The sequence below is a fragment of the Companilactobacillus bobalius genome (assembly GCF_009764355.1).
In genome coordinates, this window is sequence record NZ_LNUA01000032.1 from 255,632 (window position 1) to 272,255 (window position 16,624).

Annotated in this window: 14 protein-coding genes and 5 pseudogenes; 17 read left to right on the forward strand and 2 right to left on the reverse strand. The window is 35.7% G+C overall.

The window, feature by feature from the left end; translation table 11 throughout:
• Nucleotides 1-116 precede the first annotated feature (116 nt).
• From ATN92_RS08355 to yihA, 7 genes and pseudogenes are all read left to right on the forward strand, one after another.
• Nucleotides 117-1,814, forward strand: a pseudogene (locus ATN92_RS08355) (ribonuclease J).
• 36 nt (nt 1,815-1,850) lie between these two features.
• Nucleotides 1,851-1,982: a hypothetical protein gene (locus ATN92_RS19060; RefSeq protein WP_267901943.1), complete on the forward strand. Its 132-nt coding sequence runs from the start codon at nt 1,851-1,853 to the stop codon at nt 1,980-1,982.
• A 30-nt stretch (nt 1,983-2,012) separates the two neighbouring features.
• Nucleotides 2,013-2,684, forward strand: a complete 672-nt coding sequence (locus ATN92_RS08360) for a tetratricopeptide repeat protein (RefSeq protein WP_234032552.1) — start codon at nt 2,013-2,015, stop codon at nt 2,682-2,684.
• Nucleotides 2,685-3,003: 319 nt separating this feature from the next.
• The gene (tuf, locus tag ATN92_RS08365) at nt 3,004-4,194 is read left to right on the forward strand and encodes an elongation factor Tu (RefSeq protein ID WP_158106667.1); all 1,191 of its coding nucleotides are present in this window, start codon (nt 3,004-3,006) and stop codon (nt 4,192-4,194) included.
• A gap of 223 nt (nt 4,195-4,417) precedes the next feature.
• Nucleotides 4,418-5,704 (forward strand): annotated as a pseudogene (gene tig / locus ATN92_RS08370) (trigger factor).
• A 139-nt stretch (nt 5,705-5,843) separates the two neighbouring features.
• Nucleotides 5,844-7,091, forward strand: a pseudogene (clpX, locus tag ATN92_RS08375) (ATP-dependent Clp protease ATP-binding subunit ClpX).
• A 48-nt stretch (nt 7,092-7,139) separates the two neighbouring features.
• Nucleotides 7,140-7,721 carry a ribosome biogenesis GTP-binding protein YihA/YsxC gene (gene yihA / locus ATN92_RS08380; protein WP_056952108.1) on the forward strand — a complete coding sequence of 194 codons (582 nt, stop codon included), beginning with the start codon at nt 7,140-7,142 and terminating at the stop codon, nt 7,719-7,721.
• Nucleotides 7,722-7,780: 59 nt separating this feature from the next.
• Here yihA and ATN92_RS08385 read toward each other — a convergent pair whose 3' ends face one another.
• On the reverse strand, nt 7,781-8,356 hold the full coding sequence (locus ATN92_RS08385) for a histidine phosphatase family protein (protein ID WP_056952110.1): 576 nt from the start codon (nt 8,354-8,356) through the stop codon (nt 7,781-7,783).
• A gap of 336 nt (nt 8,357-8,692) precedes the next feature.
• On the opposite strand from ATN92_RS08385, the gene tyrS reads away from it, so the two are divergent.
• From tyrS to ATN92_RS08420, 10 genes and pseudogenes are all read left to right on the forward strand, one after another.
• Entirely contained in the window at nt 8,693-9,937 is a 1,245-nt protein-coding gene (tyrS, locus tag ATN92_RS08390) for a tyrosine--tRNA ligase (protein WP_056952112.1), read from the forward strand.
• A gap of 266 nt (nt 9,938-10,203) precedes the next feature.
• Nucleotides 10,204-11,103 (forward strand): aspartate carbamoyltransferase catalytic subunit, encoded by a 900-nt coding sequence (locus ATN92_RS08395; RefSeq protein ID WP_158106668.1) that lies wholly within the window; start codon nt 10,204-10,206, stop codon nt 11,101-11,103.
• Nucleotides 11,103-11,339, forward strand: a complete 237-nt coding sequence (locus tag ATN92_RS19310; RefSeq protein WP_325063708.1) for a hypothetical protein — start codon at nt 11,103-11,105, stop codon at nt 11,337-11,339. The genes ATN92_RS08395 and ATN92_RS19310 overlap by 1 nt, the downstream gene beginning before the upstream one ends.
• A gap of 12 nt (nt 11,340-11,351) precedes the next feature.
• Nucleotides 11,352-12,386, forward strand: a pseudogene (locus ATN92_RS08400) (dihydroorotase).
• A gap of 2 nt (nt 12,387-12,388) precedes the next feature.
• Complete coding sequence (gene pyrF, locus ATN92_RS08405; protein WP_158106669.1) at nt 12,389-13,081, forward strand: orotidine-5'-phosphate decarboxylase; 693 nt, start codon at nt 12,389-12,391, stop codon at nt 13,079-13,081.
• Entirely contained in the window at nt 13,081-13,209 is a 129-nt protein-coding gene (locus tag ATN92_RS19065; protein ID WP_267901944.1) for a hypothetical protein, read from the forward strand. The genes pyrF and ATN92_RS19065 overlap by 1 nt, the downstream gene beginning before the upstream one ends.
• Before the next feature lie 228 nt (nt 13,210-13,437).
• Nucleotides 13,438-13,716, forward strand: a pseudogene (locus ATN92_RS18790) (orotate phosphoribosyltransferase); the annotation flags it as partial.
• Nucleotides 13,716-13,856 (forward strand): hypothetical protein, encoded by a 141-nt coding sequence (locus ATN92_RS18795; RefSeq protein WP_234032554.1) that lies wholly within the window; start codon nt 13,716-13,718, stop codon nt 13,854-13,856. The pseudogene ATN92_RS18790 and the gene ATN92_RS18795, both read left to right, overlap by 1 nt.
• Nucleotides 13,857-13,904: 48 nt before the next feature.
• Nucleotides 13,905-14,864: a dihydroorotate dehydrogenase (quinone) gene (pyrD, locus tag ATN92_RS08415; RefSeq protein ID WP_234032589.1), complete on the forward strand. Its 960-nt coding sequence runs from the start codon at nt 13,905-13,907 to the stop codon at nt 14,862-14,864.
• Between the two features lie 136 nt (nt 14,865-15,000).
• Nucleotides 15,001-15,648 (forward strand): HAD-IIB family hydrolase, encoded by a 648-nt coding sequence (locus ATN92_RS08420; protein ID WP_234032555.1) that lies wholly within the window; start codon nt 15,001-15,003, stop codon nt 15,646-15,648.
• Between the two features lie 168 nt (nt 15,649-15,816).
• Here ATN92_RS08420 and ATN92_RS08425 read toward each other — a convergent pair whose 3' ends face one another.
• Nucleotides 15,817-16,188 (reverse strand): hypothetical protein, encoded by a 372-nt coding sequence (locus ATN92_RS08425; protein WP_158106670.1) that lies wholly within the window; start codon nt 16,186-16,188, stop codon nt 15,817-15,819.
• Between the last annotated feature and the right edge of the window lie 436 nt (nt 16,189-16,624).

The window sequence follows — 16,624 nt, forward strand, 5'->3', positions numbered from 1 at the left end:
TATTGTCTCTCGTATGGTAGAATAACAAACAGGTATAGCTTAAATAGTCTTAAAAGACTTAAAAATCACAATAGGATATTATGATCTATGCTATTTTAATGAAATGAGAGATGAAAATGAGCAAAAAAATTAAAATAATTTTGTTAAGTGGCGTACGTGAAAACGGAAAGAATATGTACGCAGTAGAAGTAAATGACGAGATTTATATCTTGGATATTGGTTTACAATATCCTGATAATGATCTTTACGGAATTGATGTTGTTGTACCAGATATGACTTACATCAAGGAAAATATTGATAAAGTGGTGGGTATCTTCCTATCACACGGTCATGCAGATGCAATCGGTGCTTTGCCATACCTAATCAGTGATTACGACATTCCTGTATTTGGTTCAGAAATGACGATCGAACTAGCTAAGATTGTTTGTTCAAATGACAGTCGCAGTAAGAAATTCTCAGATTTCCACGTTATCGATGAAAACACAGCTATTGATTTTGAACAGGCTTCAGTTTCATTCTTTAAAACAACCCATTCAATCCCAGGCTCTTTAGGAACAGTTATCAAGACTGAAGAAGGTCAAATTGTTTATACGGGTGACTTTAAATTTGATCAAGCTGCTGTACCAGTTTATAAGACTGATTATGGCCGTATTGCTAAAATCGGTAGTGAACGTGTTCTAGCCTTGTTAAGTGACTCTGCTAATGCTGAATCACCTTATGAAAATTCTAATGAACGTGATATCTATGAATATATTTTGGATACGTTTAGTTATCACAATGGCCGTATTATTGTGGCTCAAGTGGCTTCAAACATTCAAAGAATGCAACAAGTTTTGGATGCAGCTGATAAGACAGGTAGAAGAGTCTTCCTATCAGGAACGGACGCCGAAAAGATTGTTAAAACGGCTATGAACTTAGGCTATTTGAAGATTCCTAATAAAGAATTAATTTTAAAACCTAAGGAACTAAAAGGTTTTGATAATAATAAATTAGTTGTTGTTGAAACCGGTAAAATGGGTGAACCAGTCAAGGTTCTTCGAAAGATGGCTAATCCAGCAGCTAAGACGAAGTTCCAAATTGAAGAAGGAGACCTAGTATTTATTGCTACAACTCCTTCACATGCCATGGATACAACTGTTGCCAAAGCTAGAGATGCTATTTATCGTACAGGAGCTGAAGTTAAAGCATTGAGTGATGACAAACACTCTTCAGGCCATGCTAATAAGACTGATCTGCAATTGATGATCAATCTTTTGAATCCAGAGAATGTTATTCCTGTTCAAGGGGAATATCGTCTTTTGGATGCACATGCAAGAATTGCGCACGAAACAGGCATTCCTTATCAAAATATTTTCCTTACTAAAAAGGGTGATGTTTTGAATTATGAAAATGGACAATTCTATCAAGCTAAGGCTGTCGATGCCGGAGATACTATGATCGACGGAAAAGGTGTTGGCGACATTGGAAGTATCGTTCTACGGGTTCAATAATTATTGGCCGAAGACTATGTTTTCATTGCGGTAGCTACAATTGATCGTAAAAAGAAGAGGTTAAAATAAATAGACTTGATTTACGCATAGAGACTCCTAATAATTTATTACAAGTATTATCGCTTTATTATAAGAATGATGACAGGGTCAATTTAAAACGAAGATTATATGCAAGATATTTTTAAATTAGATAAATGATATTTGAAACAAGATGTCCGTGACAAGTTAAATCACTTCTTGTATGAACAAACTAATCGTCACCCGGTAATTCTTCCTGTAATCATGGAAGTAAACCAGAACAGACATAGAAAAGCCAAAAAATAAACTGATTTAATTAGTTAGATATTGTTGAGGTATTGTATGGACGATTCAGATAATCTAAAAAAAATTATTGATCAGGCGGAAGAAGCCTTTGAACAGGGCGTTTGGTCTGAAGCAGTGGATTTATACGTGGAAGCGTATGCAATGCATCAGCCGGTAAATTGTATGTGACTAGACAAGCTATTTCGAAGTGGGAGTCAGGTGCCTGGCGACCTTGAAGCAGTAATCTTAGATTATTTTAATTATTACCTCAGTGAACCAGAAACGGCTGAATTAGCTTTGGATATCATTTTAGAAAATGATGATTTCTTATTAGCTAATCAAATGTTAAATTTTTATGACATAGAGACATTGCCACATATTAAGCCAGAGTTTGTAGAAGATATAACGAAACGAATACAAGTAGCAGAAGATCGTCACGAACGTTCTTTCAAGCCAGAGAAGAAACAATTATCTAAACGACTTTATTCTATCGTTACAGAATCAACTCCAAAACAAATTCAATTGTTAAGAAGTTTGCGACAATTTAACAAGAGTGATTATGTAAAGGATGCAAAGATTTTATTAGTCAATCCCTTGTTACATCCGCTTTTAAAGAGTGAAGCTCTGGAAAATTTATTGAAACTAGGGATCGATGAAACTATAGATATTTCGTTCTATGGTGAAAATAAAACTTGCAATCCGAGTGACTTAATGCCTATTATGTCAACTGATGTCTATTTGAAAATGTGCGACGAATTAGAAAAATTATTAACTGACGAAAATGATTCGCAATTAGAAAACTTTAAAGGTGAGTTGTCACTGTACGCGGCACGTCGATATTGTGTTGTTGAGGCCATAATAAAAAGTCCCTCAAGCCGGACAAAAGTATGATATTTAAGGTATCGTTTAGTTGATGAATCACAAATAAGTGATAATCAGGGGTTAAAAGAAGTAAATAATTGGCTAAAAAGGTTCGATGAGCTAATAAATGCCTTTCAAGAGTGAAAAAAATTAACTTTTTTTGCTTTGAGTATTTACAATTCCGATTACTCCCCGTATAATCCAAAGAGTATATTATTTTTGGGGGATTTGCTTTGAATTACTTTGCTTTCACCTCTGAAAGTAGTATAATTTTTCAGTAAAGAGTCGTCTAAAGAACATTTTCTTTGGATCAATCTTATGAAATGAAATTTTAGGAGGATTCTTTGTAATGGCAGAAAAAGAACATTATGAGAGAACAAAGCCCCATGTAAATATTGGGACAATTGGTCACGTTGACCACGGTAAGACTACTTTAACAGCTGCAATCACTAAAGTATTGGCTGACAAAGGTTTAGCTAAGGCTGAAGATTATGCTGATATCGATAAGGCCCCAGAAGAAAAGGAACGTGGGATTACTATCAACACAGCCCATGTTGAATACGAAACTGAAAAGCGTCACTATGCACATATCGATGCTCCAGGACACGCTGATTACGTTAAGAATATGATCACTGGTGCTGCACAAATGGATGGTGCTATCCTTGTTGTTGCTGCTACTGATGGTCCTATGCCACAAACTCGTGAACATATCTTGCTTGCTCGCCAAGTTGGTGTTGAATACATCGTTGTATTCTTGAACAAGACTGATCTTGTTGACGATCCAGAACTAACAGACCTTGTTGAGATGGAAGTTCGTGAACTTCTATCAAAATACGATTTCCCAGGGGATGACATTCCTGTTATCCGTGGTTCAGCTTTGGAGGCTCTTGAAGGAAACCCAGAGGAAATTAAACACGTTGAAGAATTACTTGATGTTGTTGATGAATACATCCCAACACCAGAACGTGATAATACAAAACCATTCATGATGCCTGTTGAAGATGTCTTCACTATCACTGGTCGTGGTACTGTTGCATCAGGTCGTATTGATCGTGGTGAAATTAAGATTGGTGACGAAGTTGAAATCGTTGGTTTGAAGCCAGAAGTATTGAAGTCAACTGTTACTGGTCTAGAAATGTTCCGTAAGACTCTTGATTTAGGTGAAGCCGGAGATAACGTTGGTATCTTACTACGTGGTGTTAACCGTGATCAAATCGAACGTGGACAAGTTCTTGCTAAGCCAGGTTCAATCCAAACTCACAACAAGTTCAAGGGTGAAGTTTATATCATGAGTAAAGAAGAAGGTGGACGTCATACTCCATTCTTCTCAAACTACCGTCCACAATTCTACTTCCATACAACTGATGTTACTGGTGTTATTGAACTACCAGATGGTGTAGAAATGGTTATGCCTGGTGACCAAGTTACTTTCGAAGTTGATTTGATTGCTCCAGTTGCTATTGAAAATGGTACAAGATTTACTGTTCGTGAAGGTGGCCGTACTGTTGGTGCCGGAGTTGTTACAGAAATCTTAGACTAATTTCTAAGTGGTAATGATAATTAAAAAAGAGTTGGTTAATCCAGCTCTTTTTTTTATGGCTATTTTTTACGGCTAAGTTATTTAAAAATCGTAAAAAGTGTCATATAATATACGAATGATGTCTTAAAAAACCTATTAAATAACGTCAAATGTTTACAATATCACCATTTTAGGGTAATATTACAAAGTATGAGATCGTTGAAATACCGGAGGGATAATATAAATGTCTGCTAAGGCTAAATTTACAAAAAAAGAAAATAATACTGGTGAATTAAAATTTGAAATTGACCAAGATACAATTAAAAAAGGTTTAGATACTGCTTTTAATCGTGTTAAGAAGAGCTTAAATGTTCCTGGATTCAGAAAAGGAAGAGTTCCTCGCCAAATCTTTAACCGTATGTACGGTGAAGAAGCATTGTACGAAGATGCATTGAACGCTGTTCTACCAGATGCATACCAAAGTGCTGTTGATGAAACTAAAGTAGAACCTGTTGACCAACCACAAATCAGTGTTGAATCAATGGAAAAAGACAAGCCATGGGCTATTACTGCAACTATTACAGTTAAACCAGATGTTGAACTTGGTGAATACAAGGGCATCGAAGTTAAGAAGCAAAAACGTAATGTTATGAAGGCTGATGTTGAAGATCGTCTAACAGACCTTCAAAAACAACAAGCTGAACTAGATTTTCAATGTTAAGGAATATAATCCTGAAACATATGCTAAGTAGCCTATGTTGGTTCTGTTGATGGTAAAGAATTCGATGGTGGTAGTGCACAAAACTACTCACTTGAATTAGGTTCAGGTTCATTCATTCCTGGATTTGAAGATGCATTGATTGGTCATGCTGCTGATGAAGATGTTGACGTAAATGTTACATTCCCAGAAGATTACCAAGCTAAAGAACTTGCTGGTAAGAAAGCTATCTTCAAGACAAAGATTCATGAAGTTAAGTCAAAAGAATTACCTAAGTTAGATGATGACTTTGCTAAGGATGTTGACGAAGACGTTGATACACTTGAAGAATTGAAGACAAAACTTCATGACGAAATCAAGGATCAAAAGAAAGAAACTGCTGAAGAAAACATTCAAGAAGAAGCAATTGCTGGAGCAGTTAAGAATGCCAAGATTGATGACATTCCACAAGCTATGATTGATACAGAAGTTGACAACCAATTGAACCAATACTTGGCTAACCTACGTCGTCAAGGTATCGATCCTAAGTTGTACTATCAAATGACAGGTACAAACGAAGAAAGCTTGAAGAAACAATTTGCTAAAGATGCTGAAGAACGTGTAAAGACTGACTTAGTTATCGAAGCAATCGTTGCTAAAGAAAACATCAAGCCAACAGAAGACGAAATTAAGAGTGAAGTTAAGTCACTAGCAGATGAATACAAGATGGAAGAATCCGCTGTAAGAAATGCACTTAGTGATGAAATGCTTGCCCATGATATCGGCGCTAAGAAAGCCATCGAATTAATCGTTGACTCAGCTGTTGAAAAATAATGTTTCTTTGAACTAAAATAAAGGAAGCCACTGGGCTTCCTTTTTTTGTAAAAACGATGGCTTCAAACTAATTACTTTACTCAAAGTTATTACAATGCTAGACTTTCAAAGTAATTGGAACTATTGAAGGAGAATAACTATGTTTGATAGTACAGAAAATACTGGCACAATTAGCTGTTCATTCTGTGGTAAAACGCAAGATCAAGTTAAGAAAATTGTTGCTGGACCAGGTGTATACATTTGTAATGAATGTATCGATTTATGTAAAGAAATCATTGATGAAGAATTAAATGATTCAACACCAATGGATCTTGAAAATATTCCAACACCTGTAGAAATCAAAAAAATTCTTGATGACTATGTAATTGGACAAACTGATGCGAAGAGGGCATTATCAGTTGCCGTTTATAATCATTACAAGAGAATTAATAAAATGGAACACCTTAAAGATGGTGAAACAGAGTTACAAAAGAGTAATATCGCTCTAATCGGACCTACCGGTTCCGGTAAGACCTTCTTGGCTCAGACTTTGGCTCGTATATTGAAGGTGCCATTTGCAATTGCAGGTTTTAAAAGAATATCTGAAGCTGGTTGTGTTGGTGAAGATGTTGAGAACATTCTTTTGAAACTTTTGCAAAATGCTGACTTCGATGTAGATAAGGCCGAACATGGTATTGTTTATATTGATGAAATTGATAAGATTGCTAAGAAGAGCGAGAATGTCTCCATCACTCGTGATGTGTCTGGTGAAGGGGTTCAACAAGCACTTCTAAAGATTCTTGAAGGAACAATTGCTAGTGTGCCACCACAAGGTGGTAGAAAGCATCCTCAACAAGAATTAATTCAAATCGATACAACTAATATTCTCTATAACGTTGGTGGTGCTTTTGACGGTATCGAACAAATTGTTAAGAATCGTTTAGGCGATAAGACGATTGGTTTTGGTGCTGAGCAACAAGCAACAATTGCCGAAGAGAAGAGTTTAATGCAACAGATCATCCCTGTTAATTTTTCATATTGACAAGTATAGTATTAACAATTATAGTATGAACATCAATTGATATTATTTTTGTTAATATGAAAAGGGAATAAGGTCGATATCCTAACAAAACCAAAGAATGCTCTTATTAAGCAATACAAGGAACTATTAAGCTTGGATGGGGTCAACTTGATCTTTACTGATGGTGCTTTGAAGGAAATTGCTAAGATGTCAATCGAAAGAAATACCGGTGCTCGTGGTTTGAGATCTATTGTTGAAGAAACAATGCTTGATACCATGTTCGATATTCCTGGACGTGATGACGTTGAAAGTGTCAAAGTAACTAAAGAAGCTGTTAGAAAAATCAAAGAACCAGAATTGATTCTTAAAAATGGAGAAGTTGCCTAGTGGGCAGCTTTTTTTGTTTATGGTAAAATTACTTCATTGTGGTTTTTTATGCAGGTAAATAATGTATCAATGAATTTGAGCGCCGTAAGCTCAAAACAGTATCCAAGTGAAGGATATCCAGAAATAGCCTTATTAGGCCGTTCTAACGTCGGAAAATCTTCTTTGATAAATACTCTTATCAATCGTAAAAGCTTTGCGAGAACGTCTAGTACGCCAGGTAAGACGCAAACACTTAACTTCTATAATATCGAAGATCAATTATATCTTGTTGATGTTCCCGGATATGGCTTTGCTAAGGTTTCCAAGAAGCAACGTGAAGAATTCGGTGTCATGATCGAAGAATATTTGACTACTCGTGATGTTTTGAAAGGTGTAGTTATTTTAGTTGATGGTCGTCATCAACCTAGTGAAGATGATATTTCAATGTATCAATTTGTCAGTTATTATCATATTCCTACGCTAATTGTAGCTACGAAGATGGATAAGGTTAAGGGCAATCAGTGGAATAAGACTATTAGCCAAGTCAAGAAGGCAATGCAAATCAATCAAACCGACGATCTACAATTATTTAGTTCTGATACTAAGTATGGTAAAGAAGAAGTCTGGGACTGGATTGAAAAACATATGTAACAAAAATAGAGATAGTAATCGTGATTTGATTACCATCTCTATTTTTTATAATAATTATTCTAATTAAAATTAATAATCTTGTTAAAAGTAAATTTATTATCTTCGAATTCAAATTCTAGAATACTGCAATTACCAAAGCCACTATCCTTTATTTTACCAATATCAGTCCATTGGCTAGTAAAATTCATAATGGAACCAGCATGGCTAACAACTAAAACCGATTTATTGTCCTGATTCATAATATCAAGTAGAGTCTTTTTGACACGATCCTTATTTTGTTGAGCACTTTCACCACCATATTGAACGAAAAAGTCACCATATTGTTTTTGAGCATCAGTGATTTTAGGATTCAAATATTCATGTTCACCCTCAAATTTACCAAAAGACATCTCTCGTAACCCTTTTAAACGGGTATAAGGCATATCTGTAACCAATTCCAATGTGTCACTAGATCTTTCAGCAGTCGAGCAAAAAGCAGCGTCAAATTCGATTTGATTATCTTTAAAGTATTTTCCAGCCGTCTTAGCTTGTTCAATACCCTTGTCGGTCAGTGGTGAATCACACCAGCCTTGAATTTTACATAGAACGTTAAAAAGTGTCTGTCCATGACGCATTAAATAAAGCTTTTTTTTCATGTTTTCCCCTCCATAAAAGCACTTACATTATACAATAACATTTGCTTTTCTAAAAAAGAGCTTGAAAAAAATATCACTCCTGTGTATCATCATATTTATAAATAGTTTTGGTTTTAAACTAAGTAGTAATTTACTTCGGTGTTCAGAGAATTGACATTTGGTGAGAGTCAAGCAGGGTAGATTATCAAATACGAAACTAAAATTCGTGTCCTACGTTATAGGAGTAAAGAGCAAGTAGTAATACTTGAATTTGGGTGGTACCGCGCATAAGCGTCCCTGCATAACTGCAGGGGCGCTTTTTTTCTATAACGGGGATAAATTATTGGAGGAAGATCTATGAATATTATTGATGAATTATCATGGCGTGGCTTGATCAATCAACAATCTGATGAAGAAGGTCTACGTAACTTAATCGATGAAAAGGATATTTCATTGTACTGTGGAATGGATCCAACTGGAGATTCAATGCACATTGGTCATTTGTTGCCATTTATGACTTTGGAAAGATTTGCTAGAGCTGGACATCATCCATACGTTGTTATTGGTGGTGCTACTGGTTCTATTGGTGATCCAAGTGGTAAAAAAGCTGAACGTCCTATGCAAACAATGGACCAAGTTAATCACAATGTTGAAGCCTTGAGCAATCAAGTCAACAATATCTTCAGTGATTTTACAATGGTTAACAATTATGACTGGACAGAACCAATTGGTATTCTTGATTTTCTACGTGATTACGGTAAATTATTTAACGTTAATACAATGCTTAATAAGGAAATTATATCTAGTCGTCTAGAAGTAGGTATTTCCTTTACTGAATTCACATACCAAATTTTGCAATCACTTGATTTCTTGACACTATACCGTAAACATGATGTTCAATTGCAAGTTGGTGGTGGTGATCAATGGGGTAATTTGACTGCTGGACTTGATTTGATCCATAAGGCTGAAGGACAAGATGCTAAAGTTTACGCTTTGACAATTCCTTTGTTATTGAAGGCTGATGGAACTAAATTTGGTAAAACTGCCGGTGGTGCTGTTTGGCTTGATCCTGAAAAGACTTCACCATACGAATTCTATCAATTCTGGTTCAACCAAGACGATAAAGATGTTGTTAATCTCTTGAAGAAGTTTACTTTCTTGTCTAAAGAAGAGATTGATGAATTGGCTGAATCTATTAAGACAGCTCCAGAAAAACGTTTAGCTCAAAAGACATTAGCTCAAGAAGTAACTAAATTTGTTCACGGCGAAGAAGCTTTGAAGACAGCTGAAAAGATTACTGATGTTTTGTTCTCAGGTGAAATTCAAGCACTAACAACTGAAGAAGTTGCTGAAGCCTTCCATGGTGTTCCTAGTGAAGAAATTGCTGCAGATCCAATTAACTTAGTTGACCTATTAATTGCTGCTAACGTTGATAAATCGAAGCGTCAAGCACGTGAGGATATTCAAAATGGTGCTATCAGAATCAACGGTGAGAAGTTGACGGATACAACTCTTGAAATTGATCCTAAAGAATCATTTGACGGCAAATACATTGTTATTCGTCGTGGTAAGAAGAAGTACTTCTTAGCAAAAATTAAATAAAACCATTGACTGAAAATGTAAAATCGTTTATATTATTTGCAACGAAAACTTTTAATCGAGTCCTGTGAGGCTTGGAAGGTATTGACTACATTTGACAGAAAAAGTGTAAACTTCCTTTCCTTGTGGGATAGGGAGTTTTTTGTTTACTTAAAAAACTAGGGAACTTTTAATCAGATCCAGTGAGGTCTAAAAGGTTTAAGGGATAATACTAAACTTTTTGGGGGTAGCTGGACTGACAGCTACCCCTTTTAATTTGGAGGAAAACAATGAAAAATATACTTTCTATGTCACAATTATCCAACCAAGAGGTTCAAGATTATCTCAATGCAGCCTTGGAATTTAAAAATGGTCGACAATCTACGATTGGTCAAGGTAAATTTGCCGTCAATATGTTTTTTGAAAATAGTACGAGAACTAAATCAAGCTTTCAAGTCGCGGGAATTAAAGAGAGAGTATGCCGAAGTGGGTTTGATGCTGAGAAATCCTCAACTAAGAAAGGAAGGACTTTCTATGATACTTGTCGAACATTAGAAAGCGTTGGAGCTGATTTAGCTGTTATCCGTCATAGTCAAGATGAATATTATAACGAACTTTTAAATCGTAATTTTGGTATTCCAATCATCAATGCTGGTGATGGTGCTGGTCAACATCCTTCCCAATCCTTACTTGATTTGATGACAATTTATGAACACTTTGGCCGTTTGGATGGCTTGAAAGTAGGTATCATCGGTGATCTTAGCCATTCACGAGTAGCACACTCTGATGCTGAGTATAGAACTCAATTAGGTTCAGAAGTTTACTTTGGTGGACTTAATTCTTGGTATACATCAGAATTTCAGGCTATGGGACCTCACAAAACTGTGGATGATCTTTGTAAAGAAATGGATGTAGTCATGCTTTTACGAGTTCAACATGAAAGATTATCAGCCGAAGAGAACCAAGATTTTTCTAAAGCCGATTACTTTGAGAAATATGGTTTAGATATGCGCCGAGTTAATCTAATGAAACCCGATGCCATGTTGATGCACCCAGCTCCAGTTAATCGCGGAGTTGAAATTGCGGATGACGTTGTGGAATGTGATAAATCGTATATTTTTAAACAGATGATCAATGGTACATTTGTCAGAATGGCAATGATTGAATCAGTTTTGAAAGGTGCTAAATAATGAAAACATTGATAAAGAATGCACAGTTGTACTATCAAGGACAGTTGAATCCAGCAGATCTTTTAGTAGAAAACAGTAAATTTACGCAGATTGCTGAAGAGATATCGACTGATAATGTTCAAGTAATCGATGCTAAACAACGATTGGTTTCTCCCGTAACAATCTTTGTCCTTGTCCTTGAGTTAATCAATTTGCTTACGTGTATTAGAGTAAGACTTGAATTAGGCTATGTCTAATGCTTATAATGTATTACTACAGTTGGGGCCATGCCAAATGTTATTCCAGTGCCCGATGACACAGAGAAATTTCAAAAACAGTTGGAATTAAATCAAAATAATTCTTTGATCAATACTTTGCAATATGCCCCAGTAACAAAAGATGAAACTAGTGACGAATTAGTTGATATTGAAGCTTTAGATCAATTAGGAGCTTTTGCTTTCTCTAATGATGGTCATGGAATTATGAATGCACAAACCATGTACTCCGCAATGGAAAGAATTGAAGCTGTTGGCAGTCACTTAGCAGCACATGTCGAGGATAAAGATCTTTTCAATCATGGTGTGATCAACTTTGGAACTGCTTCACAAAGATTAGGCTTGCCCGGAATCAAGCAGGTAGCAGAAACTTCACAGTTAGCCCGTGATCTAGTCTTGGCTAAGGAAACAGGTGTACATTACCATGTTTGTCATATTTCAACTAAAGATGGCGTTGACTTAGTTAGAATGGCTAAAGATGCAGGTATCAACGTTACTTGTGAAGTGACGCCACATCATTTATTGCTCAGCGATAGAGATATCATGACGGATGATGCTAATTTCAAAATGAATCCACCGCTACGTTCGAAAAAAGATCAAATGGCATTATTAGACGGACTAGAAGACGGTACGATCGATATGATTGCGACTGACCATGCACCACATGCTAAAGAAGAGAAAAGCGTAGCAACTTAAAAGATACTTTATAACGTTACCGGAATTGAAACATCTTTCCCACTAATGTATACACGTTTAGTTAGAACGGGATTGATCAGTCTGGAAAAATTAGTTGAACTAATGGCGGTAAAACCAGCTCAGTTGTTTGGATTAAAGGGTGTGGGAACAATTGGATTAAATCAGAAAGCTGATTTTACTATTATTGATTTGAATCAAGACTATAAGATTAATGAAGCTGACTTTTTATCTAAAGGGACTAACAGTCCTTTTATCGGACAATCGGTATTTGGTCAAGTTCAGGCCACTTATGTGAATGGCAAAGCAGTTTATACAAACAACTACGAGGGGTAAAAATGGATAAACCAGTTATAGTAGCATTAGATTTTGCAGATGATTTTGAATGTATTAATTTTTTGAATCAATTTCCTAAGAATCAATCGTTATTTTTAAAAATCGGCTTAGAAATGTTTTGCCAGTATGGCCATCCTTTCGTCAAGCGTTTGCGAGAACGAGGCTACAATATCTTTCTCGATTTGAAGTTGCACGATATTCCTAACACCGTTAGAAGAACTTGTCAGATGATTGCCAAGTGGGATGTTCAGGTGGGAACGATTCATTATGGAGCAGGTGAGGATGTCTTAGTTGAAGAAAAAGAAGGTTTATCAGGTTCTAATACTAAGCTGTTGGCTGTTACGCAGTTGACTTCATTAGGGCAAGTTGAATTGACGAACGAGTTACAAGTTTCATTGCCATCCCAAGATTATGTTACAAGATTGGCTAAGTTAGCTTTCAACAATGGAGCCGATGGTGTTATTTCATCCGCTTTAGAAGTACCAATGATTAAAGAAGCTACTAGTGAAGGAATTATCTGCGTTACACCTGGAATTCGTCCCAAATCAGCTCAGGGAGGCGATCAAAAACGAGTTGCGACACCTAGCCAAGCTAAGAAGTTAGGCAGCGATGCTATTGTAGTAGGACGACCAATTACTCAAGCTAAAGATGAGTACAACGCTTATGTGAATATTGAAAAGGAGTGGAGTAAGTAATGGATAAAAAAATAGCAATCGATATTGCCAGTCAATTATTAAGAATTAAGGCGGTGACATTAAGTCCAAAGCAGCCTTTTACTTGGGCCAGCGGGATTAAATCACCAATCTATAATGAAGCATGCTAGTTCATTGCTTATCCGAAATTTCGTCAAACCATTGCTGAAGATCTTGCTCTTCTAATTAAAGAAAAATATCCTGAGGTAGAACATTTCGGATATATTGCAGGAGGCGGGAATCAATAAGGTTCTGTGGAAAGAAACCATTGAGCTTAATAAAATAGCTATGTTCGTCCAAAGAAAAAGGATCACGGTAAAAAAGGCCAAAATCAAAATATTATTTAAGCTGGTGACAAAGTTGTATTGATCGATGATTTGATTTCAACCGGTGGCAGTATTTTAAAGGCAGTCGATGCGGTTCGTGAAACAGGTGCCGAGGTTATCGGTACAGTTGCTATTTTCTCTTATGATTTACCAGAAAGTACCACTAATTTTGTAGCAGCTAGAACAAAGCTGTTTACTCTGACTGATTTTCCTACATTGATTCAAGTGGCTAAGGAACAGGATTATATTGAAGAAAGTGATACCGAACTTTTAGAGCAATGGTATAAAGATCCCGAAGGATGGTGTAAATAATGGATTTATATAAAACAGTTCGACCATTAATTTTTAAAGTAGATCCAGAAGTTGATCATCACTTAGTAGCCAATGGATTAAAAATGTTTAATCGCTATCCCAAAGCTTTACAAACAATGTTTCAAATCAAAAAACGCTGAATTGGAACGGTTACCGTTAAAGGTGTAAATTTCGATTCACCAATTGGAATAGGTGCGGGCTTTGATAAGAAAGCTGAATTTTATAATAGCTTAGGTGCTCTAGGTGCTGGTTTTGTTGAAATTGGTAGTGTAACTAGAGAAAATCAACCAGGTAATCTTAAGAAACGAATTTTTCGCTTAACAGAGGATCAAGCTATCATCAATCGTATGGGTTTGAATAATTTGGGAATTGAAGAAACCAGAAAACATTTGGCCAATACTCCTAAACATGTCACGATTGGTATCAGTGTGGCTCCTGGACATGGTTTAAGTAGTGAAGAAATGGTTGATGAAATGGTGGACGATATCAAAGAGATTCATTCATTTGCCGACTATATAGCTTTGAATCAGAGTTGCCCTAATCAAAAAGGTGTAACAACTTTACAAGAGATACCAGTTGCCAAGAGATTATTGCAAAAAATCCATAATCTGCATATTAAGGAACCAGTTTTTTGTAAATTTGGAAATGATATCACTGCTGAGCAATTAATTGAATTGATCAATGAAACAAAAGGATTAATGGATGGTATTATTTTAACTAATACAGCCTCCAATCCAAGCAAAGTTTATAACAACTTAAAGTCAACTAATCGTAATGAAGGTGGTGGCTTGAGTGGTAAGCCAATTTTCCTTAAATCATTGAGTTTGACTAAAGCAATTCATCAAGCCTTTCCAGAGCTACCAATTATGTTTTCTGGCGGTGTATTTACACCTGAGGATGCGCAGACAGCTCTAGAAGCAGGTGCCAGTTTAGTACAAGTTTACACAGGTTTCATCTATAACGGACCAACTCTTTTGGAAAAAATCAATCGTCATCTATCTATCAATGATGTGGTACGTAATTTGGATTACACTCCCGTTGCCAAAGTACCAAGTCATAGTTCACAAGATGTTGAAGTTACCGATATTAATGAAGATAAAAAAGTTGAATTAGATGCCAATTCAGGCGCATCTTTTCATGAAGAGTAAACAAAAAGACTGTCAGATAGGGATTCTTATCTAAACAGTCTTTTTTTGATGGAAAAAATTTTATCGTCCAAAGTTTGTAGCTCTAAATATATTTAACAGTTAAAATTACTTTTATTTGTGTGATGAGGGAGATTTTATGGGATACAAATTAATTACCATTGATATGGACGATACACTTTTGACGACAGCAAAAGAGATTTCAGAGAAAAATAAAATCATGATTCAAAGAGCCATGAAAAAAGGAACTAAAGTCGTTCTCTGTTTAAGCCGTCCGCACAAGGCCATGTATGATTATGCACGCAGTCTCGGGATTGATGGTGATGATAATTATATGATCACTAATGGTGGGGCAATTATTGAAAATATGAGTGGTAAAATTTTTTATCAGAAAACACTTAGTAATGATTTTTATCGTGAATTTGTCAGTTTTGTTAAGGAACATGTTTTACCATACTGTGTTTTGGATATTCAAGGTAATACTTACACAAGTGGTTTTGAATTTATCGATGATTACACGATTGCCATGGCCTACGGGAATAGTCGTGGTTTGTATATCAAAGAACCAGAGGATTTACCAGCCGATTTTGAAATTACCAAGGCAGTCATCAACGGTAACGAACAACGTTTGGATGAGATCACTGACTTTATCAATCGACGATTCAGTGATTACTTTGTCGTAAGAACAGGAGTTGGTTATCTGGAAATTTTTCCTAATAATGTCAATAAAGGCGAAGCGGTGAAACATTTAGCTAAACAATTAGAGATTGATTTGGAAATAGCTTGATTATTTGGATCTTGAAATTATTAATTGTGATAATTTTTGATCTGTAAAATATGATTTCAAAAGGGTAATGCACAGGAATGAGGAAAAGCTGTTAGCGACTATGTAACAACTGATAATAACCATGATGGTGTAGGGAATACGATTGAAAAATTTGTTACTGAATAAATTTTAGATCTTAATTTTATTCAAATCGTCAATTAATTTACCAACTTGAGATTGCTGCTCAGCCGATAGTTGATCAGAAGTACCAATAACATTGAGAATAGCGTCTCCTAATTGAATGATTGTGACAGTGGTGTCGTTTGTAGCCAATACTAAGTAGATTGAAACAAATTTTGTCAGTTCTTCAAATTGAAGCGATTCTTGAATTTTTGTTTGATGTAGAAGCTTATTCGAAGTTTTGATGATAATCTGTTTTGCCTGCTGATTTTTTTCCTTATTAGCCCTACGTTTTTGGTAATAGGGCAAAAAGAGTGCAATTGAGACGGCCAAGATTTCGGCAAAACTTTCAACCCATTCAGCTAGAGAACCTATTTCCATAAGATCACTTCCGTAAAATCATTTGTGATAAGAATAGCATTGAATGGGTTAATCAAGGTATAAGAAAGCACTGAAAAAGTAAAAGGATTATTCCAGTTTTTACTATCGACTAGTTTCTTGGTTTTAGTATTATCAGTGTTTTAAGATTTTTAACCCAAAAGAAATTTTAAATCAAAAAGAACAGTCTCCATTAAGTATTCAAGATTCTTTACTTGAATCCCTTAATAGAGGCTGTTTTTTTGTCCTACTAGATTAAATTAATTTGTAGGTTTACGTATTAAATATACTTACCTCAGGAAAATGAAAGAAATACTGTCTAGTCTGGAGTAAGAATTAAAAATGCATTCAGCTATGAAATTATTGTTGGCGGCTTTGCCGCCTACAATAAGGCTGATCTTGGAGATCCATAATTTTGCCGAAGGTAAAATTATTAGCT